Origin of the sequence: Rhizobium sp. Root274, assembly GCF_001429245.1 — a bacterium.
In the GTDB taxonomy this organism is placed as follows: Bacteria; Pseudomonadota; Alphaproteobacteria; order Rhizobiales; family Rhizobiaceae; genus Allorhizobium.
Map to the genome: position 1 here is coordinate 494884 of NZ_LMJE01000008.1, position 20984 is coordinate 515867.

Genomic DNA, 20984 nt, shown 5'->3' on the forward strand with positions numbered 1-20984 from the left:
CTGAGGCGGATTGGCTGTGCGCCGCAGTGGGCGTAAAGTCATCGCATGCTGGCTCACTTAGTGCAGAAATCGCTCTCCGTCAGCCTGGATCGTTCCGGGATGATGCTGCGTGGGCTATTTCATCTGGTTTATCCGCCGACCTGTGCGCATTGCCATGTGCAGACCCTGTCCCACAATGCGCTTTGCAGTGACTGCTGGTCGACACTGCGGTTGATCGAGCGGCCGTTCTGCGAGGTGCTGGGTCTGCCGTTTGCCCATGATCCAGGGGAGGACATGCTTTCGCCCGAGGCGATTGCGCATCCCCCGGTCTTCGACCGCCTGCGATCGGTGGCGCTGCATGAGGGTGTGGCGCGCCATCTGGTGCATGGGCTGAAATATCGCGACCGGACGGATCTCGCGCCGATGATGGCGGCGTGGATGGTGCGGGCGGCGTCTGCCGAAATCGCGGCGGCTGATGGCATCGTTGCCGTGCCGCTGCACCGGATGCGGATGTTCCGGCGCATGTTCAACCAGTCGGCGGAGCTGGCGCGGCATGTGGGACGGCAGGCAGACAAGCCGTTTCTCGCCGAGGCACTGGTGCGCCGCAAGCGGACGCAGCAGCAGGTCGGGCTGACGGCCAACCAACGCGCACTCAACGTGCGCGGCGCCTTTGTGGTGCCGGAGGGGCTGGAAGATCTGGTCTTCGGGCGGCGCTTGGTGCTGATCGACGACGTTTACACCACCGGGGCGACGGTCGGTGCGGCGACCACTGCCCTGAAAAAGGCAGGGGCGGCGGATGTCACTGTTTTGACCTTTGCAAGGGCTTTATCCGCGCCTATATGAGAGACCCGGTCCTGCACAGCACCTTTCAGTGCCCCTCTCGTGAGGAGTTTTTCCATGGCTAATGTCACCGTTTATACCCGTCAGTTCTGCGGCTATTGCGCCAGCGCCAAGGCGCTGCTCGACAAGAAGGGAGTCGCCTATGTCGAACATGATGCGACAGGCAAGCCGGAGCTGCGCGAGGAGATGATTTCGAAATCGGGCCGCAATACCTTCCCGCAGATCTTCATTGGCGAACAGCATGTCGGCGGCTGTGACGACCTGCATGCCCTCGAGCGGGCCGGCAAGCTCGATCCGCTTCTCGCTCAGTAAGGAAAACGACCCATGGTGTTCAAGGCCGCTGCCGTCCAGATGTGTTCCGGGATCGACCCGGAGAAGAATGCGCAAGCCATGGCGCGCCTCGTGCGCGATGCTGCCGCCCAGGGCGCCATCTATGTGCAGACGCCGGAAATGACCGGTGCCGTACAGAAGGATCGCGCGGGACTTGCAGAGGTGCTGCGCGATGAGGAAAACGACCTGATCGTCAAGGCGGCATCAGATCTGGCGAAAGAGCTGAAGATCCACCTGCATGTCGGCTCGACGGCGATCAAGCTGTCCGATGGCAGAATTGCCAACCGCGCCTTCCTGTTCGGCCCAGACGGGCACAAGATCACGTCCTACGACAAGGTCCATATGTTCGATGTCGATCTCGACAATGGCGAGAGCTGGCGCGAAAGCGCCGTCTATCGTCCGGGCGAGCGGGCGGTCGTCGCGGATCTGCCCTTCGGCAAGCTCGGCTTCGGCATTTGCTACGACGTGCGTTTCCCGCATCTGTTCCGTGCCGAAGCCATGGCGGGAGCCGAAATCCTGACGACGCCGGCGGCCTTCACCAAGCAGACGGGCGAAGCGCATTGGGAGATCCTGCTTCGCGCTCGCGCGATCGAGAACGGCGCCTATGTGATCTCGGCGGCGCAAGCGGGTGTGCATGAGGACGGGCGCGAGACCTATGGTCACTCGATGATCATTGGCCCCTGGGGCAAGGTTCTGGCGTCTGCCGGCGGGTCGGGCGAGGCTGTGGTCATTGCAGATATCGATCTTGAGGCGGTCAAGGCTTGCCGGGCGAAGATCCCGAACCTGAAGAACGGCCGTGATTTCCAGCTCGATATCGCACCGGTGCTCGCCAAGGGAGGCGTCACGGTTTGATCCGCTACTCTCTCAGCTGCGAAAAGGCTCACGAGTTTGAAGGCTGGTTTTCGGAAAGTGCCGAATTCGACCGGCAGAAGGCCACCGGCTTTCTGACCTGTCCCGTCTGCGGGTCGGGCGAGGTGTCCAAGGTTCTGATGGCGCCTGCGGTTGCGACCGCGCGCCAGAAAGAGGGTACGCAGGCGCTGGCGGTTTCTGCGGCGCAGAAACTGGCGATGAGCAAGCTCAAGGAAGCGATCCAGGAGATCCGCGCCTCGAGCGAGGATGTCGGCGAACGCTTTCCCGACGAGGCGCGGAAGATTCACTACGGTGAAGCGGAAGCGCGCGGGATCATCGGCCAGGCGTCACCCGTCGAGGTGAAGTCGCTTATCGAGGAAGGCATCGAGATTGCGCCGCTGCCGGTCTTGCCGGACGAGGCAAATTGACGGCGCTCGTCCTCACCCCTTGAACCCATCGGCATCGAGATAGGCCTGCTCTTCCGGCGTCGTCTCTCGGCCAAGGGCCGGATTGCGATGCGGGAAGCGGCCGAAGCGGGCGATGATGTTCTGGTGGACTTCGGCATACCGCAGGCACTCTTCATCGCCGACACGCTCGTGATAGGCGGTAAACAGCGCCATGCTGTGTTCCTGCTCGGCCGGATCCTCCGAATGCTCGAAGGGCAGGTAGAAGAAGATTGTCATCGGCGGTTCTACCTGTTGGTCGAAACCCTTCGCGAGCGCCTGTTTGGCAAGCGACAGCGCCAGGGGATCGGTGGCGAAGGCGTGGCCTGAGCCCCGGAAGAGATTTCTTGGAAACTGGTCGAGCAGGATCAACAGGGCGAGTGTGCCTTTGGCGGTCGCGGACCAGTCGCTCAGCTCGCTGCGGGCGGCGCGGAAATGCAGGTCGAGAAAGCGCTCGCGGATCGCTAGATCCAGCGCCTCATCCTTGACGAACCACTTCTCCCGACCGGCTTCGCGCCAGAAGGCGATGACCGCCTCAGGCGAACTCATGCTGCCGTTCCCGGGCGGCTTGCGAGCACCATGTAGTTGACGTCGATGTCGGAGGACAGGTTCCACTGGTTCTGCAGCGGGTTGAAGAAGACCCCCTTCATCTCGACGACGCCCATGCCGCTCATGGCGAGCGGGCCTTCGATTTCCTCCGGGCGGACCAGCTTTTCATATTGATGCGTGCCGCGCGGCAGCCAGCGCAGGACATATTCGGCACCGATGATGGCGAGTGCTGCGGCCTTCATCGTGCGGTTGATGGTGGAGACCAGCATGAGGCCGCCGGGGCGGACCATGGAGGCGCAGGTCGAGAGGAAAAATTCGACATCGGCGACGTGTTCGACGACTTCCATGTTCAAGACGATGTCAAAGGTTTCGCCGGCGGCAGCCAGAGCTTCCGCGGTGACTGCTCGGTAGTCGACCTCGACGCCGCTTTGCGCGGAATGGGTCATGGCGATCTTGATGTTCTTTTCGGAGGCGTCCGCACCGAGCACGTTTGCGCCCATTCGGGCGACGGGTTCGGACAGGAGCCCGCCACCGCAGCCGATGTCGAGGACGCGCAGGCCTTCGAGCGGGCGGTGGCTTCTGGGGTCGCGGCCGTAATGGGCACAGACTATGTCCCGGATATAGGCGAGGCGCACGGGGTTGATCTTGTGCAGCGGCTTGAACTTGCCGGTCGGGTCCCACCACTCGGCCGCCATGGCGGAAAAGCGGTCGACCTCGGACTGATCGATGGTGGTGCGTGCGTCTGCACTCATGCTGAAAACCTCCTGCGGCGCCTGGGTCATCAACTCGTCCCGATAAGGCTCAAAGTCAAGGGTATCGGACGTCGCAGCGGCGCGCTCTGCTGCGGGAGACGGAACCCGGGCTCTGCGCCACGCGTTTGCTGCTCATGTCACGGTTCGCCGTTTCCAACATCAGGAGATCCACCATGAAGAAACTCTGGCTCATGGCCGCCGTCGCGGCCTCGACCGTCGGCCTGCCGGTCATTGCCGAGGCAGCGCCCGCATTTTCAACCGGCAACGTCAACATGCGCTCAGGGCCGAGCACGCAGTATCCGCCGGTGATTGTCATCCCGGTCGGCAGTCAGGTCGATATTCGCGGTTGCCTGTCCAGCGCCAACTGGTGCGATGTCGCCTATGCCGGTTATCGCGGCTGGGTATCGGGCTCATATCTCCAGGCAAGCTATTCGCAGCGTCGCGTCTATGTCGATCCGCAATACTATCGTCCGCTCGGCATTCCGACCGTGACTTTCAGCATCGGGAGCTACTGGGACGATCATTACCGCAATCGTTCGTTCTACCGAGATCGCGACCGCTGGCGGGACAATGACGGCTGGCGCGACCGCGACCGTCAGCGGGAACGGGACAGGGATCGGTATCGCCGCAGCAGCAGCGATATCCAGCAGTTCGACCGCAATGACGAGCCCCAGATGCATGAGGGGCGCCGCGACAATGACCCGCGCTGGAAGGCCGAACGGCCCCGTAGCCAAGATGCCGGCCGCGGCGACAATGTGAGGCGCGACAAAGACAATGCGAGGCGCAACAACGAGCGGCGTGACCAGTCCTGGCGCAATGGCAAAGACCAGAAGGACAACATTCGCCGGATTCCGCAACGCAAGAGAGGCGAAGCGCTTTGCAACCCGGCCCAGCAGCCTTGCCCCTGAGGCAGGTTGGTCGGACCAGATGTTCCGGGTGAAATTGTAAAGATAGACGAAGGGCCGCACGATGTGCGGCCCTTCGTGTTGAACGATCCTTATTGAGCGAGGCGCTTTGTCAGCCCGTCGGTAATCTGCTTGGCAAGAGCGGCGTAATCGCCATCGAAATGGTGGCCGCCGTCGAGTTGGACGGTCTCCACCGGCGTGCCGACGAGATTGCGGCAGGCATCGTCTTCCTCGTCGGCGCCGTAGAAGCACTGGACCCGCGAGGGATCGATCCGCTTGATATCGTCGAGCGGGTCGCCGGCACCCTTGCCGCCGCTGGCGCCCAGCCAGCCGGACACGGAAATCTCGTAATCGACCTGATGAGAGAGCGCGAGCAGGGTGAGTTGCGGTATGCGGGCCTTGAGCTTGTCCGAGAGGCCGTTATAGGCAGCTGGCAAAACGTCCGCTCCGAACGAATAACCGACCAGCAGCACATGCCGGACCTTCCAGCGCTTCTGGTAGGTCCGCATGATGGTGGCGAGATCGTTGCTCGTCTCTTCCGGCGTCCGTTCCGACCAGAAGTAGCGCAGTGAGTCCACGCCGACGACGGGGATGCCATGGGCCTGAAGGTTGGTGGCCACTTCGCTGTCGATGTCGCGCCAGCCGCCATCGCCGGAATAAATGACGGCCATAGTGTCGCGCGTGGGGGTGGTTTCAAGGATGTTCAGCGGCAGGCCGAGCGGGTTGTCGGCCGAATTGCCGAGGGCAATTAGTTCGTCGATCGCATCGGAATAGGCCTTGATGACATCGTCCTTGACGTCGCGCTGGTCGATATCGGGGTGGGCGGCGACTAGGCTTGCCACGTGACCACGGCCGTCGGCAGGAGCAGATGGGCTGAGGAGGACGGTGGCGGGGTCGGGGAGGTCGCCGTCGGTAAGGCCATAGACCATGCGGTCGCCGGTCAGCGTCTTGTTGGCGGGGGTGCAGAACTGCTTGGTGACGGGGATGCCGGCTTCGGGATCAAGCGCAAGGGTCTGGCCAATGGTGGCCTTGGGCGTCTGGGCGAGGATGGCCAAAGCCAGTGCACCGCCCTCGCCGCGGCCAGCAATGATCGGCGGCAGAAAGGCCGAGTTGCCGGCCTTGCGTTGCAGCTGATGGCCGAGCTCTTCGATGTCCGAGACGGTGTAGATGCAGTCGCCGGTGTCTTTTGCCAGCGATGCGAGATATTTCGGCGTGTCGATGCCAACGACAATCGCGCCGTTCTGCTGCAGACGCTCGGCCTGTTGCTGGTCGGTATCCTGCCAGCCAGCCTTATCAGAGAGCAGGACAATGAGAGCCTTCGGCGTGTCGTCCGGCAGCAATGTCAGAGGAGCCGGGATCATGCCGGTATCGAGCGGCGGGGTGTCGTCGGCAAAGGCAACGGTGGCCGTCGAGAGCGCGAGGAAAAGCCCGAAGGCTTTGAGGATCGAGGTCATTTCTTCACCACGCCTTTCAGTCCACCGCCGATCAGAAGCGTCGCGTCGAGAAGCGCGAGGACTGGGTTGAGACCACCGGCGACCGCGAGGTAACGCGGCTGCCAATCGGGATGGAACTTGGCCTTGAAGGCTCTGAGCCCCTTGAAGTTATAGAAGCGTTCGCCGTGTTCGTAAAAGGTGTTGGCGATGCGGTCCCAGACAGGGGCGACCTGGCGGCGCGACAGGCCGGAGAGCGGCGCCATTCCGAGGTTGAAGTGGCGGTAGCCCTGGTCGCGCAATTCGCTCATCAGGCGGACGAAAAGGAAATCCATCGAGCCCTTCGGCGCATCGGGGGCGAAGCGCATGAGGTCGATCGAGGCTTCCTCTTTGGTGGCCGTCAGCAGGATGTTGGCGAAGGCGACGATGCGGCCCTCGCAGCGGAGGATCGCGACCGGCTGGGCGGTCATATAGGCTTCAGTAAAGGCGCCGAGAGAGAAGCCTTTTTCCCGGGCGCGGTGGTGATCGAGCCAGCTGTCGGAGACGCGACGCAGATCATCCATGATGGCTGGAACCTGATCTGCCGGGATGGTCTCGAAGGTGAGGCCGTCGCGTTCGCCGCGGGTGGCGGTCTGGCGCAGGCTTGCCCAGCGTCCACCCTTCAGGTCGAAGCGGGAGAGGTCGACCATGGCGAGTTCGCCAAGCTTGAACGCCTTCATGCCGGCATCGGCAATGGCTGGCAGCAAAGCGGGCGAGGCCTGGTAGAAGACGGCGCGGCAGCCGGCGGCGCGGGCTGTCTCGACGAATTGCCAGACGAGTTCGTCGCGCGAGGCTTTCGGACCGACGGGATCGAGGAAGGCGATGAAGGAGCGGCCCTGCCGCGCATACATCAGGAAGGCCTGGCCATCGGGCGAAAACATCACGCTCTTGTCGCCGGTTCTGACGAGGTTGGCATCGGCGATGTCCTCACCGTCGAGGATCTGCACGGCCTTGTCGAGATCCGCCTCGCCGGCCGGTGGCATGGCGAAGGTTGCCGGCCGCAAAAGGCTGAACAGGCTGATTGCCATCGAGAAGATCGAGAGGCCAAGGACGGCACGCAGCGACCGGGGGGCTTCGGCGGAGAATTCGAACTGCCACCAGAGATCGTGGCTGTATTCGACGTCGCGGTAGACGAAGAGCATCACGGCGATGGCGCCGACGAGCAGGACGCCGACGGCCAGCAGCCAGGCGGAATTCAATGCCTGGAGCAGCGAGGCCGGGCGGCGGAACAGGCGGCGGCTTGCGACGAGACCAACCAGCAGCAGCGCCAGCATGGCGGCTTCATAGATCGCGACGGCCTTGGCAAGCGACAGGACGAGGGCGGCGAGCGCTACGAAGATGGCCGACCACCAAGCGCCGTCGAGGCGTTGGGCAAGGCCACGTGCGACGATGACGAGAAGCAGTCCGAGAATGCTGGCCAGAAAATGCGCGCCTTCGAGAACGGGCAGGGGCAGGATCTCGGACAGTCTGTCGAGATTGCCATCTGGCGCCGGGGTGACGCTGGAGAGGACCAGCATCACGCCAAGGAGAAGGGCGAGGGTCGCAAGCAGTGTCGGCGCGAGACGGCCGGCGGTGCGGGCAACGCCGGCGGAGAAGGGTGTGGCCGCGAGCTGGCGAAGCTCGGAGATCGTCACCAGGATGATCGCGACGATCAGCGGCAGCACGTAATAGATCAGGCGGTAGGCGACGAGAGAGGCGAGCACGGCGTCGGTGCCCAGCTGATTGCCGAGGGCAGCCACCATGACGGTCTCGAAGACGCCGATGCCGGCCGGGACGTGGCTGATCACGCCGATGCCGATCGCAACCGCATAGACAGTAAAAAAGGTGGGCCAGCTGATGTCGGCGCCAGCCGGCAGGAGAGCGTAGAGAACGGAGGCGGAGAAGGCGATATCGAAGACGGTGACGATAAACTGCCGCGACATGGTGCGGCTGTCGGCCAGCCGCAGGCGGCGACCGCCGATCGCGACACCGTTTCCGCTTGCGAGCAGGAGCACGATTGCAAGCACGGCAAGCAGCACGACGTCGCCGCCAACAAGTACGTTCTGGGAGAGGCCGATAAGCGGGGCGATTTCGCCTGCGACCGGCAGGAGGGCGAGAGCCGTGACGAGAACGAGGCCAACGGAGAAGGAAACCGTCACGAAGGCAATGACGCGGCCGATGTCATCCGGCGAGAGGCCGGCGCGGGAATAGGCGCGGTAGCGGATCGCACCACCGGAGAGAGCGCCGAAGCCCGCGACATTGCCAACCGCATAAGCGCTGAAGGCCGTCAGGGCCACTTCGGCCCAGGGGCGGCGGCGACCGATATGGGCAAGCGCGTTGATGTCGTAGAGACAGAGCGTTGCGAAGCTCAAGGCGGTGAAGAGGATGGCAAGCGCAACCGAACTCGGGCTGGTGGCCTGCAGGCCATTCACCACATCCGCATAGGTCACCTCCTCGGTGAGCCGGTAAATGGCGTAACCGACGGCTGCAAAGACAAAGAGGGCTGCGACGGCTGCCAGCGGGCGGGCATAGCGGTTGAGGAGCGAGGTGCGGACTTCTGGCTCTGCCTCGTCGCTTGGTGGGGAGAAATCTGCGCTGGATGTCATGCGACCCTATCCGGATGAAGGCTTACCCTGAGAACCGGCTCCCAGCCCGGTTGGGCGATGGTTGGCGCTCGAATTGGTTCCAAATTAAGGCAGCCGAAATGCCGTGGTTATCAGGCGAAATTCCCGGGCCTGGCGTACCGTTTCGACCCTATCTGGCCGTTGCGCCCCAGGAACATATTCGCTAAAAGCCCGGCAACCTGCAGGCTTCTGGCAGGGCGTCAGTTTCTTCGCCGCTGCCGCGGCGTGTTCTCAAGGGCATATGGTTCAAGTCTATGGCTCGCATCGTGATGAAATTCGGCGGGACCTCCGTCGCCAATCTGGAACGCATCCACAACGTGGCGCGCCATGTGAAACGGGAAGTGGATGCCGGCCATGAAGTGGCTGTGGTCGTCTCGGCCATGTCGGGCAAGACCAATGAGCTGGTCGACTGGGTGCAGACCATGCCGAAGGTGGCGGGTGCCGACTCGCCGTTCTACGATGCGCGCGAATATGATGCCGTCGTCGCTTCCGGCGAGCAGGTGACTTCCGGTCTGCTGGCGATCGCGCTGCAGTCGATGGGCATCAATGCCCGCTCCTGGCAGGGCTGGCAGATCCCGATCAAGACCGACAACGCCCATGGCGCAGCCCGCATCCAGGAAATCGACGGCACCGATATCGTTCGCCGCATGGGCGAAGGTCAGGTGGCGGTCGTTGCCGGGTTCCAGGGTATTGGCCCTGACAACCGCATCGCGACGCTCGGCCGTGGCGGATCTGACACCTCGGCCGTGGCGATCGCCGCCGGCCTGAAGGCCGATCGCTGCGACATCTATACCGACGTCGACGGCGTCTACACGACCGATCCGCGCATCGAGCCGAAGGCGCGTCGCCTGAAGAAGATCGCGTTCGAGGAAATGCTGGAAATGGCGTCGCTCGGCGCCAAGGTCCTGCAGGTCCGCTCGGTCGAACTTGCCATGGTACACAAGGTGCGCACCTTCGTGCGCTCCAGCTTTGAAGATCCCGATGCGCCGGGCATGGGCGATCTCTTGAACCCGCCCGGTACGTTGATTTGCGATGAGGAAGAGATCGTGGAACAGGAAGTCGTCACCGGTATCGCCTATGCCAAGGATGAAGCGCAGATCTCGCTTCGTCGTCTGTCCGACCGTCCGGGCGTTTCTGCCGCGATCTTCGGACCGCTGGCCGAGTCCCATATCAATGTCGACATGATCGTCCAGAACATCTCCGAAGATGGTTCGAAGACGGACATGACCTTCACCGTGCCTTCGGGCGATGTGGACAAGGCGCTGTCTGTTCTCGGTGCCAACAAGGACACGATCGGCTTCGACGTGGTCCAGAGCGAAAAGGGCCTGGTCAAGGTTTCGGTGATCGGGATCGGCATGCGCAGCCATGCCGGCGTTGCCGCGACGGCCTTCAAGGCGCTGGCCGAGAAGGGCATCAACATCAAGGCCATCACGACGTCCGAGATCAAGATTTCCATCCTGATTGACGGTCCCTATGCCGAGCTTGCGGTTCGGACTTTGCATTCCTGCTACGGTCTGGATAAGAATTGATTCCGTAGAGCGGAGAACCGTACCCGACCCCTAAAAAGGCAAGGGTAACAGCCCGCTGACCAATGGGAAGTGGAGCCAATACGCGATGAGAGACCTTTCTGCGGGTCCCCGCGTCCTGCTCAAGCGGCTGCGCGAAATGATGGCGGAGCCGCTCGAGCCGCAGGAGCGTCTTGATCGGATCGTTCGCCAGATTGCGAGCAACATGGTCGCGGAAGTGTGCTCCGTGTACGTGCTGCGCTCGGACGGTGTGCTGGAGCTCTATGCGACCGAAGGTCTGAACAAGGACGCGGTTCACCTCGCCCAATTGAAGATGGGCCAGGGTCTTGTCGGCACGATCGCCGCCTCGGCGCAGTCTCTCAATCTTTCCGATGCCCAGGCGCATCCGGCCTTCCGCTATCTTCCCGAGACGGGCGAAGAAATTTACCATTCCTTCCTCGGCGTGCCGATCCTCAGGGCTGGACGAAGCCTCGGCGTTCTTGTCGTGCAGAACAAGGCGCAGCGGAACTACCGCGAGGACGAGCTTGAAGCGCTCGAGACGACCGCCATGGTGCTGGCGGAAATGATCGCGACCGGCGAGCTGAAGAAGATCACCCGACCGGGTCTCGAACTCGACCTGACGCGGCCGGTCTCGATCGATGGCGACAGCTATTCCGAAGGCATCGGTCTCGGTTATGTGGTGCTGCACGAGCCGCGCATCGTCGTCACCAATCTGCTCAACGAAGATAGCGAGACGGAAATCCGGCGGCTCGCCGATGCGCTGGGGTCGCTCAGGATCTCGATCGACGACATGCTGTCGCGGCGTGAAATCTCCATGGAAGGCGAGCATCGCGACGTGCTTGAGACCTACCGCATGTTTGCCCATGACCAGGGCTGGGTGCGGCGCATGGAAGAAGCGATCCACAACGGCCTGACCGCGGAAGCCGCCGTTGAAAAGGTGCAGAGCGACACCAAGGCGCGCATGATTCGTCTTACGGATCCGTACCTGCGCGAACGCATGCACGACTTTGACGATCTGGCGAACCGCCTGCTCAGGCAGCTGACCGGCTTTTCGCCGCGCAGCACGGCTGAAGGCTTCCCGAACGATGCGATCGTCTTTGCCCGCGCCATGGGGGCGGCCGAACTGCTCGACTATCCGCGCGCCAATCTGCGCGGTCTTGTTCTGGAAGAGGGTGCGGTTACGAGCCATGTGGTCATCGTGGCGCGTGCCATGGGCATAGCGGTCGTCGGTCAGGCGACGGGGGCAGTCGCGCTTGCCGAAAACGGCGACCCTGTGATCATCGACGGCGATGACGGCAAGGTGCATGTACGCCCCGTCACCGATCTGCAGAAAGCCTATGAAGAGAAGGTCAAGCTCAGGGCCAAACGACAGGAACAGTTCCGGGCGCTGCGTGACGTGGAGCCGGTGACCAAGGACGGGCATCGGATCAAGCTGCAGATGAATGCCGGCCTTCTGGTCGACCTGCCGCAGCTTTCCGATTCCGGCGCCGATGGCATCGGGCTGTTCCGCACCGAGCTGCAGTTCATGATCTCTTCCACCATGCCGAAGGGCGAGGAGCAGGAGAGCTTTTATCGCAGCGTCCTGAAGCAGGCGGCCGGTCGGCCGGTAACCTTCCGCACGCTCGACATCGGAGGCGACAAGGTCGTGTCCTATTTCCGCTCTCAGGAAGAAGAAAATCCGGCGCTGGGCTGGCGGGCGATCCGCCTGTCGCTCGATCGGCCGGGCCTGTTGCGCACGCAGTTGCGGGCACTGCTGAAGGCCGCTTCCGGGGCAGAGCTGAAAATGATGCTGCCGATGGTGACCGAGGTTGCCGAAATCCGCGCCGTGCGCGAGCTGATGCAGAAGGAAGTGCAGCATCTTTCGAAGTTTGGCCACCAGCTGCCGAAGAAGCTGCAGTTCGGCGTCATGCTCGAAGTGCCGTCGCTGATGTGGCAGCTCGACGAGTTGATGGAGGAGGTCGACTTCGTTTCGGTCGGCTCCAATGACCTGTTCCAGTTTTCGATGGCGGTGGATCGCGGCAATGCAAGGGTGGCGGATCGCTTCGATGTGCTGGGCCGGCCGTTCCTGCGGATCCTCAGGGACATCGTGCGTGCGGGCGAGCGCAACACGACCCCGGTGACGCTGTGCGGCGAGATGGCGTCGAAGCCGCTTTCGGCCATGGCGCTGCTCGGGATCGGCTTCCGTTCGATCTCGATGTCGCCGACCTCGATCGGTCCTGTGAAGGCAATGTTGCTGGGTCTCGACGTTTCCCAGCTGTCCGATGTGTTGACGGCCGCGCTTGACGACAACACACCCGGCGTGTCAGTGCGCGAGCTGCTCGTTCGCTTTGCGGCCGAGAACAACATTCCCGTCTGACATTCGACGAAGAAACCGGAGTAAAGGGTGGCGAAGCTTCCTGTCGAGAAAATGCGCGAGCTTGAACGCCGTTTCGGCGAGATCGAGGCGCGAATGTCGGCAGGTCCGGCGGCCGACGTCTATGTGAAGCTCGCTTCGGAATATTCCGAGCTCGAGCCGGTTGTGAAGAAGATCCGCGAATATCAGTCGGCGATTGACGAGGCAGCGGATCTGCGCGGCATGCTCGCCGACAAGGCGACCGATCGCGACATGCGCGATCTCGCGGAGATGGAACTGCCCGAGCTGGAAAGTCGGATCGAGGGTCTCGAAGGCGAGATGCAGATCCTGCTGCTGCCGAAGGATGCCGCTGACGAGAAAAGCGCAATCCTCGAAATCCGGGCAGGGACCGGCGGGTCCGAGGCGGCACTTTTTGCCGGCGATCTGTTCCGGATGTATGAGCGCTTCGCGTCGACCAAGGGCTGGAAGGTCGAGGTTCTCTCGGCCAGCGAAGGGGAAGCGGGCGGCTACAAGGAAATCATCGCGACGATCAGCGGGCGAGGCGTGTTCTCCAAGCTGAAGTTCGAATCCGGCGTGCATCGGGTGCAGCGCGTGCCGGAGACCGAGGCGAGCGGGCGCATCCATACGTCGGCTGCCACCGTCGCTGTTCTGCCCGAAGCGGAAGAAATCGACATCGAGATCAAGGCCGAGGATATTCGCATCGATACCATGCGTTCTTCCGGTGCCGGCGGTCAGCACGTCAACACGACAGACTCGGCCGTGCGCATCACGCATCTGCCGACCGGGCTGATCGTCACGTCCTCGGAAAAGTCGCAGCACCAGAACCGCGCCAAGGCGATGCAGGTGCTGCGCTCGCGGCTCTATGACATCGAGCGGCAGAAGGTGGATAACGAGCGATCGGCGAACCGGAAGAGCCAGGTGGGGTCGGGCGACCGGTCGGAACGTATCCGCACCTATAATTTCCCGCAGGGCCGCGTGACCGATCACCGGATCAACCTCACGCTCTACAAGCTGGACAAGATGATCGAGGGCGATATCGACGAGATGGTCGATGCGCTGATTTCCGATTATCAGGCCGGGCAGTTGGCCCAGTTGGGCGACGTCCAGTGAGCGAACAACGGGCGACGGCGAGAGGGCTGATCCATGATGCCCGCCGGCGCTTCGGAGCGGCTGGGCTTGCCGATGCCGATCAGGATTCGCGGATCCTCGTGATGGAGCTGCTGGGGCTGTCCCATAGGGATCTCTTGCTCGATGGGGATCGGGCTGTTTCGGATGAAAAGGCGGCAGAGGTCGAGGCGGCCGTGCTGCGGCGGCTGGCGCGCGAGCCGGTCTACCGGATCCTCGGTTCGCGGGAGTTTTACGGGCTCGACCTCAAACTCAGCTCCGGAACGCTCGAGCCGCGTCCCGATACTGAAGTGCTGGTCGATGCGCTTCTGCCGCATCTTCGACAAAGGATTGCATTACAAGGGACGGCAGAGATCGTGGATCTCGGCACGGGGACGGGGGCAATCGCGCTTGCTCTTCTGGCCGAATGCCCCGAAGCCCGCGCCATCGGTGTCGACATTTCCGAGGATGCACTGGCGACGGCTAAGGCCAATGCACTGGCGCTCGGGCTCGGTGAACGGTTCTCGACACGGGTTGGTCCTTGGTTTGCAAACACGCCTGAGCGCTTCGATATGATCGTCTCGAACCCGCCCTATATCCGCACCGCCGTGATGGAGACACTGGAGCCGGAAGTGGCAAACCATGATCCTGCCGCGGCTCTCGATGGTGGTCCGGATGGTCTGGAAGCCTATCGGGCGATTGCTTCGCAAGCTGCACAGCACCTTCTTCCGGATGGCATCATCGGCCTGGAGATCGGCTTCGATCAGCATGACGAGGTTCGCCAAGTCTTTGAGCAAGCCGGATTTTCCTTGATCGAAGCGCGCCGGGACCATGGTGGTCGCGATCGTGTCCTGCTCTTCAATGCCAAGCAAGACTGACGGGTTTGCTGCGGCTGCTAAGGATAATTCCGGGGAATCGAGAAAAAGGCTTGGTTTTCCGGAGGAAGCGTAATAGTTTGCGGGCACGTAACGGGCGGCGGGGTAAAGAACGAGGATTCGTTCGTGTCTGGGCCGGCTTCGACCATGGTTCGCTATCGAACCCCGCGAAGCACAAAAGACCGTTTCGTAACTCAGTAAACTCGACTTTCACCAGCGGCGAGCAAGGCGAGAGCGCGGTCTGCCGGCGGCGCGTGGAGACTTGGTCCGGGCTAACCAGAACCAGCGGCTTTGCCCTTTTTCAGCACAACAGAGACATTCAGGTGAATCATCTATGAGGCCAGGACAGCAGAACAAGCGTGGTCGGGGGCGTAACAACAACAATGGCGGTGGTGGCGGCGGCGGCAATGGCGGCGGCAACTTCAACCGCAAGGGCCAGAACCCCCTGACCCGGACCTATGATAGCTCGGGTCCTGACGTCAAAATCCGCGGCACGGCGCAGCATATCGCTGAGAAGTATTCGACGCTGGCGCGCGATGCGCAAAGTGCCGGTGACCGCGTCATGGCGGAAAACTATTTGCAGCACGCCGAACACTATAACCGCATCATCGCAGCCGCCCAGGCGCAGATGCAGGAACGCTTCCAGCGCGACGATCGCGATGGCAACGACGACCGCGACGAGCGCCAAGACTATAACGAGCGCGACGGCGAGGACTTCGACGGTTCCGACGACAACAACGGTCATAGCGGCGAGCGTGGCAATGATCGAGGCGGTGAGCGCGGCAACCAGCAGGCCCCGCAGCAGCAGCGTCCGCAGCAGCAGAACCGCCCGCAGCAGCACAACCGCCCGCAGCGTCAGCCAGAGCCGCAGCCTCAGCTGCAGCCGCAGGCCGAGATTGCCGGTTCCGGTCCGCAGCCGGTCATCGAGGACATGCCTGCCGAAGTGGTCGCAGCCGTTGCCGAAAACGCCGAGGCCGGTGGCGAACGCCAGCCGCGTCGTCGCGCTGCTGGCAATCGTCCCCGCCGTCAGCCGCGCCGCAGCGCCGGTGCAGACGAGGGCGGTGAAGGTGGCGGCAATGGCGAAGGTGGCGACGCTCCGGCGCTTGCCTCAGTCGAGACCGAATGATCCGACCCTCGACAATTTGACGAATGCAAACTCCGGGTGAAAGCCCGGAGTTTTTCGTTTAAATGCCTCTTTAAAGGGCATAAAACCACTCCCATATCTCGATCGAAGGCGCGGTCATTCGCGCCAAGGGCCTGCCGGTTCCGGGGGCCTGATCCACAGCATCCGTTCTGTGCCGAATGCGGGCAGGGCGGGGAAACGGAGACAGACCATGAATATCGAGAGTTATTCCGAACGCGTGCGCGGCTTCCTGCAGTCGGCACAGACCTATGCCCTTTCGGAGGGCCACCAGCAGTTTACGCCCGAGCATGTGTTGAAAGTGCTGCTCGACGACGACCAAGGTATGGCGTCGTCGCTGATCAGCCGTGCGGGTGGTGACGCGAAGGCGGTACGCCTTGCCAATGATGCCGCCTTGGCCAAGCTGCCGAAGGTCTCCGGCGGCAATGGTCAGGTGTATCTGGCGCAGCCACTCGCCAAGGTCTTTTCAACGGCAGAGGACGCGGCGAAGAAGGCCGGTGACAGTTTCGTCACCGTCGAGCGCCTGTTGCTGGCGCTCGCCATCGAATCCTCGGCCTCGACATCCGCTTCCTTGAAGAAGGGCGGGGTGACGGCGGCTGCGCTCAACCAGGTGATCAACGAGATCCGCAAGGGTCGTACCGCCGACGGCGCCAATGCCGAAGCCGGTTTTGATGCGCTGAAGAAATATGCCCGTGATCTGACCGAGGAAGCCCGCGAAGGCCGGCTCGATCCGGTCATCGGCCGTGACGACGAGATCCGTCGCACGATCCAGGTTCTGTCGCGCCGGACCAAGAACAATCCGGTCCTGATCGGTGAGCCCGGCGTCGGCAAGACGGCGATCGCCGAAGGCTTGGCGCTGCGCATCGTCAATGGCGACGTGCCGGAAAGCCTCAAAGACAAGAAGCTGATGGCGCTCGACATGGGTGCGCTGATTGCCGGTGCGAAATATCGTGGTGAATTCGAGGAGCGGCTGAAGGCCGTGCTCTCCGAAGTGCAGTCGGAAAGCGGCGAGATCATCCTGTTCATCGATGAGATGCACACGCTGGTCGGTGCCGGCAAGGCGGATGGCGCCATGGATGCCTCGAACCTGCTCAAGCCGGCTCTTGCCCGCGGCGAGCTGCATTGCGTCGGTGCGACCACGCTCGACGAATACCGCAAGCATGTCGAGAAGGATGCGGCCCTTGCCCGGCGTTTCCAGCCGGTCATGGTCAATGAGCCGAATGTCGAGGACACGATCTCGATCCTGCGTGGCCTCAAGGAAAAATACGAGCAGCACCACAAGGTGCGGATCTCGGATTCGGCTCTGGTAGCGGCTGCGACCTTGTCGAACCGCTACATCACCGACCGCTTCCTGCCGGACAAGGCGATCGACCTGATGGACGAGGCCGCCTCGCGGCTGCGGATGCAGGTGGATTCGAAGCCGGAAGAACTGGACGAACTCGACCGCCGCATCATGCAGCTGAAGATCGAACGCGAGGCGCTGAAAAAGGAAACCGATGCGGCGTCTGCCGACCGGCTGAACCGGCTGGAAACCGAACTCGCCTCGCTTGAGGAGGAGGCGGATGCGCTCACCGCGCGCTGGCAGGCGGAAAAGCAGAAGCTTGGTCTCGCTGCCGATCTGAAGAAGCAGCTCGACGAAGCGCGCAACGAACTGGCGATCGCGCAGCGGCAGGGTGAATTTCAGCGGGCTGGGGAACTCGCCTATGGGGTGATCCCGAATCTTGAGAAACAGCTCGTCGAGGCGGAAGCCCAGGATGCCTCTGGTGCCGGCAACATGGTGCAGGAAGTGGTGACCGCTGACGGTATCGCCCATGTCGTGTCGCGTTGGACCGGAATCCCGGTCGACCGGATGCTCGAAGGCGAACGCGACAAGCTGCTTCGGATGGAAGACGAGCTGGCAAAATCGGTCGTGGGCCAGGGTGATGCGGTGCAGGCGGTGTCGCGTGCGGTGCGCCGGGCGCGTGCGGGTCTGCAGGATCCGAACCGGCCGATCGGCTCGTTCATCTTCCTTGGGCCCACCGGCGTCGGCAAGACGGAGCTCACCAAGTCCCTGGCGCGCTTCCTGTTCGACGACGAGACGGCCATGGTCCGGCTCGACATGTCGGAATTCATGGAGAAGCACTCGGTCGCGCGGCTGATCGGGGCACCTCCCGGCTATGTCGGCTACGAGGAAGGCGGGGCGCTGACGGAAGCGGTTCGGCGCAAGCCCTACCAGGTCGTGCTGTTCGACGAGATTGAGAAGGCGCATCCCGATGTCTTCAACGTCCTCTTGCAGGTGCTCGATGACGGGCGCCTGACGGATGGGCAGGGCCGCACCGTGGACTTCAAGAACACGATCATCATCATGACCTCGAACCTCGGGGCCGACTACCTGACGAGTCTTACCGAGGATCAGGACGTCGATCAGGTGCGCGACCAGGTGATGGATGTGGTGAAGGCCTCGTTCCGGCCGGAATTCCTCAACCGTGTCGACGAAATCATCCTCTTCCACCGGCTGCGCCGGTCGGAAATGGGCGCGATCGTCGATATCCAGATGAAGCGGCTGCTCTCGCTGTTGTCGGAGCGGAAGATCGCCATCGATCTTGCCCCTGATGCCCGTAACTGGCTGGCGGACAAGGGATATGATCCGGTCTATGGCGCACGTCCGCTGAAGCGGGTGATCCAGAAGTATCTGCAGGACCCGCTCGCCGAGCAGATCCTGTCGGGTCACGTGCTGGATGGCTCGGAAATCCTGATCGAGGCTGGCAGCGACCGGCTGTTGATCTCGCCGAAGACCTCGGTCAGCGCTGCTGCCTGATCGAGAGCCTGCTCAAGACAAACAAAACGGCGGTCCGCAAGGGCCGCCTTTTTGCGATCACGGTTCGTAACTTTTGACGCCTCAACGACTCGCGACCTGGGCGGGGCGGCCTCCGCTTTCGAGCAACGTGTCGATGCGCTTCCGTTCCTCTTCGAAAGAGGCAAGTGCGGCGCCGTCCAGTGCCTTGCCGCCGGGCAGACGGACCTTCATCGCGTCGACCTTGGTTCCGTTGACAATCAACTCATAATGCAGATGCGATCCGGTCGAGGAGCCGGTCGAACCGACAAAGCCGATCACCTGGCCCTGGGTCACCTTGGCGCCGGGCACGATGCCCTTGGCGATGCCGCTCTGGTGGTTATAGGAGGTGACATAACCATTCGCATGGCGGATCAGGGTCTGGTTGCCGTAACCGGAGGCCCAGCCCGCCTTTTCCACGACGCCATTGCCGGCCGCAATGATCGGCGTGCCGCTGGGGGCTGCCCAGTCGACCCCGGTATGCATGCGCGAATAGCCGAGGATTGGATGGCGACGCATGCCGAAACCGGAGGTGAAGCGGCCATTGGGTACGGGATTGCGCAGCAGGAACTGACGGATGGACTTGCCGTTCTCGTCGAAATAGTCGATCGAGCCGTCTTCCGGGTTCTGGAAACGGTAGAACTGGGTGATCGTGTCGCCGAAGCGGGCACGGACATAGAGAAGCTCGGAATCTTCCGTCGCCTTGCCTTCCTCGTCGGTGACGGAGAAGACGGCTTCCAGCATGTCGGTTGGCTTCAACTGCGCCTGGAAATCGACATTGGACGCCAGCAGTCGCACCACAAGTGCCGTCAGTTCCTTGCTCATGCCGTAAGAGAGCGCGGCGCGGTAGATGCCGTCATAGGCTCTCGGCAGGTCACGCCCGGTGACGATGGCGGGGCTCGATCCATCGAAGGCACCGGAGATCGCGGCCAGTTGCGGCGGTTCGCTGCCTTCCACCAGACGCCCCGCGTCGTTGACGGCCAGCGTCACCACATGATCGGCATTGTGATAGAGTGAGAATCGCACCAGGCGAACCTCGTCGCCGCGCTGAATGAGTCCGACCCTGAGCACGTCGCCAACCGCGAGCAGCTTGCCCGGCATGTGAGAGGCTAGAGCCGCTTCCACGTCGCCGGCCTTGGAGGCTGGGTATCCAGAGGCCACCATCAAGGCGGAGACCGATTGCGGACTGCGGACCGGAAGCACGTCGTCGGCGAATTCCGGTGTCATGGGGGTGACGGTTTCCGGTTCCGCGACGCTCATATTTTCTTCGACGACGCGGGCCGAAAGGCCTGCGGCCAGATCGAGTCCGTTGTCTTCGGTGTCAAAGCGGCGGGGGTCTATATAATAGAGGGCCGCCACCTGGCTGTCGCCGTCGGTCAGGACCGAACCGTTGGAGCGGACATTTTCCTCGACTTCGTCGAAGGTCATTTCACCTGCGAGCGGGAGAGACGGCTCTGTGGGGAAGGGGCTTGATTTCAGTATGACCTCGGATTCGACATCCGAGCCATAGAGAGAACCGGTGCGGTTGGCGACCGGGGGCGTTGCCTGATCAATGGCGAAGATGGCGAGCGGATCGAAAGCCGGATAGCGGTCCTGCACCGCGTAATCGGCGGCAAGCGCCATCTTAACATGAGCGAATGGCTGTTTACGGACCAGTTCGCGTTCGCCGTCCTTGATCACCGTGGGAACATCCAGGATGGCCTTGTCGACGGGGCGAGCTGCAATCTTTGGCCCAAAGAGGCGCGCACCGCGCACCGTGTCCTGCGCTGTGGGCGCGTTACCGTCGGGCGGAACGACCGCATAGGCTTCGGCGGGGATAGCGAGTTGCTGGCGGCCGTCGAGCGCTGCGAAAAGCGCGACGCCCATCAGGATGCAGGAGGTGATGCCAGTGAGAAATGTGCCGGAGAGCCAGCGGAGGGATATCTCGCGACGGTCCGGTGCCCGAAAGCCGTCCGCCAGGATCGGCGGTTCCGTGCCCAGCGAGCGGATCATGTCGCGGTCTGCCGTCATGCCGTTCTGTCGATCCCTGTCCTGTTCATGGTCAAGAGGCTGAAGAGCCCAGCCAGCGCCGCAAGCGGCTTTCATGTCTCATGTTTTGCCCGCCGACGTCAAATCGACGGTGGTTTAAAGCCTCTGTGTGGACGCCAATTATGGAGAATGCGGGGCGCACCCATCCTTATAAGAGAGAGGACGCGGGTTAGCCGCTGCTTTATAGGGCAGCTCAGGCCCGAGATGCCGGATTTGCGTGGTTTTCCAGCCTCGCGAATGTCGAGGTGTTTCGCGGTCAGGGCAGAGATGGCGAAATTTGCCAATGATTACAGTGATGTGACAGATTCTTTGGAAAAAGTTGCAAAGGGCTGTTGACCTTCTGAGAGGTGGAATCTATACATCCGCTCACTGACGAGGGCGGCGGCGCTGCTAGCGACGAAGTCCTTCGTTTTAGAGAAAACCTCT

Annotated in this window: 16 protein-coding genes; 11 read left to right on the forward strand and 5 right to left on the reverse strand. The window is 62.5% G+C overall.

Features of this window, described 5'->3' with window-relative positions:
• Positions 1-99: 99 nt before the first annotated feature.
• The 4 genes from ASE36_RS17505 to ASE36_RS17520 are packed head-to-tail and all read left to right on the forward strand — an operon-like array spanning position 100 to position 2426.
• A complete protein-coding gene (locus tag ASE36_RS17505) occupies positions 100-822 on the forward strand; it encodes a ComF family protein (RefSeq protein ID WP_244474793.1) in 723 nt (240 codons plus the stop codon).
• A 54-nt stretch (positions 823-876) separates the two neighbouring features.
• Positions 877-1131 carry a glutaredoxin 3 gene (grxC, locus tag ASE36_RS17510; protein WP_062282654.1) on the forward strand — a complete coding sequence of 85 codons (255 nt, stop codon included), beginning with the start codon at positions 877-879 and terminating at the stop codon, positions 1129-1131.
• 12 nt (positions 1132-1143) lie between these two features.
• Positions 1144-2001: a carbon-nitrogen hydrolase family protein gene (locus ASE36_RS17515; RefSeq protein ID WP_062282657.1), complete on the forward strand. Its 858-nt coding sequence runs from the start codon at positions 1144-1146 to the stop codon at positions 1999-2001.
• Entirely contained in the window at positions 1998-2426 is a 429-nt protein-coding gene (locus tag ASE36_RS17520; protein WP_062282660.1) for a DUF1178 family protein, read from the forward strand. The genes ASE36_RS17515 and ASE36_RS17520 overlap by 4 nt, the downstream gene beginning before the upstream one ends.
• A gap of 12 nt (positions 2427-2438) precedes the next feature.
• Here the strand turns inward: ASE36_RS17520 and ASE36_RS17525 are convergent, their stop codons facing one another.
• Together ASE36_RS17525 and ubiG are read right to left on the reverse strand one after the other, a co-directional pair.
• A complete protein-coding gene (locus ASE36_RS17525) occupies positions 2439-2990 on the reverse strand; it encodes a DUF924 family protein (RefSeq protein ID WP_062282663.1) in 552 nt (183 codons plus the stop codon).
• On the reverse strand, positions 2987-3742 hold the full coding sequence (ubiG, locus tag ASE36_RS17530) for a bifunctional 2-polyprenyl-6-hydroxyphenol methylase/3-demethylubiquinol 3-O-methyltransferase UbiG (RefSeq protein ID WP_062282867.1): 756 nt from the start codon (positions 3740-3742) through the stop codon (positions 2987-2989). Before ubiG ends, ASE36_RS17525 begins: the two co-directional genes overlap by 4 nt.
• Before the next feature lie 173 nt (positions 3743-3915).
• Here ubiG and ASE36_RS17535 point away from each other — a divergent pair, with 173 nt between their 5' ends.
• Positions 3916-4650 (forward strand): SH3 domain-containing protein, encoded by a 735-nt coding sequence (locus ASE36_RS17535; RefSeq protein WP_062282665.1) that lies wholly within the window; start codon positions 3916-3918, stop codon positions 4648-4650.
• 89 nt (positions 4651-4739) lie between these two features.
• Here the strand turns inward: ASE36_RS17535 and ASE36_RS17540 are convergent, their stop codons facing one another.
• Both ASE36_RS17540 and mprF read right to left on the reverse strand, forming a co-directional pair.
• Positions 4740-6101, reverse strand: coding sequence for a virulence factor family protein (locus ASE36_RS17540; protein WP_062282668.1), 1362 nt, complete (start codon positions 6099-6101; stop codon positions 4740-4742).
• Positions 6098-8701 (reverse strand): bifunctional lysylphosphatidylglycerol flippase/synthetase MprF, encoded by a 2604-nt coding sequence (gene mprF, locus ASE36_RS17545; RefSeq protein ID WP_062282671.1) that lies wholly within the window; start codon positions 8699-8701, stop codon positions 6098-6100. The genes ASE36_RS17540 and mprF overlap by 4 nt, the downstream gene beginning before the upstream one ends.
• Before the next feature lie 272 nt (positions 8702-8973).
• Here mprF and ASE36_RS17550 point away from each other — a divergent pair, with 272 nt between their 5' ends.
• The 6 genes from ASE36_RS17550 to clpB all read left to right on the forward strand — a co-directional run bounded on the left by ASE36_RS17550 (position 8974) and on the right by clpB (position 18515).
• A complete protein-coding gene (locus ASE36_RS17550) occupies positions 8974-10248 on the forward strand; it encodes an aspartate kinase (RefSeq protein ID WP_062282674.1) in 1275 nt (424 codons plus the stop codon).
• Between the two features lie 85 nt (positions 10249-10333).
• Positions 10334-12601, forward strand: coding sequence for a phosphoenolpyruvate--protein phosphotransferase (ptsP, locus tag ASE36_RS17555; RefSeq protein WP_062282676.1), 2268 nt, complete (start codon positions 10334-10336; stop codon positions 12599-12601).
• A 27-nt stretch (positions 12602-12628) separates the two neighbouring features.
• Positions 12629-13708: a peptide chain release factor 1 gene (gene prfA / locus ASE36_RS17560; RefSeq protein WP_062282679.1), complete on the forward strand. Its 1080-nt coding sequence runs from the start codon at positions 12629-12631 to the stop codon at positions 13706-13708.
• Positions 13705-14580 (forward strand): peptide chain release factor N(5)-glutamine methyltransferase, encoded by an 876-nt coding sequence (prmC, locus tag ASE36_RS17565; RefSeq protein ID WP_062282682.1) that lies wholly within the window; start codon positions 13705-13707, stop codon positions 14578-14580. Before prfA ends, prmC begins: the two co-directional genes overlap by 4 nt.
• Before the next feature lie 331 nt (positions 14581-14911).
• Positions 14912-15703 (forward strand): DUF4167 domain-containing protein, encoded by a 792-nt coding sequence (locus ASE36_RS17570; protein WP_062282684.1) that lies wholly within the window; start codon positions 14912-14914, stop codon positions 15701-15703.
• Positions 15704-15911: 208 nt separating this feature from the next.
• Complete coding sequence (clpB, locus tag ASE36_RS17575; RefSeq protein ID WP_062282687.1) at positions 15912-18515, forward strand: ATP-dependent chaperone ClpB; 2604 nt, start codon at positions 15912-15914, stop codon at positions 18513-18515.
• An 81-nt stretch (positions 18516-18596) separates the two neighbouring features.
• On the opposite strand, the gene ASE36_RS17580 is transcribed toward clpB, so the two are convergent.
• Entirely contained in the window at positions 18597-20540 is a 1944-nt protein-coding gene (locus tag ASE36_RS17580) for a M23 family metallopeptidase (protein WP_062282870.1), read from the reverse strand.
• Positions 20541-20984: the final 444 nt, after the last annotated feature.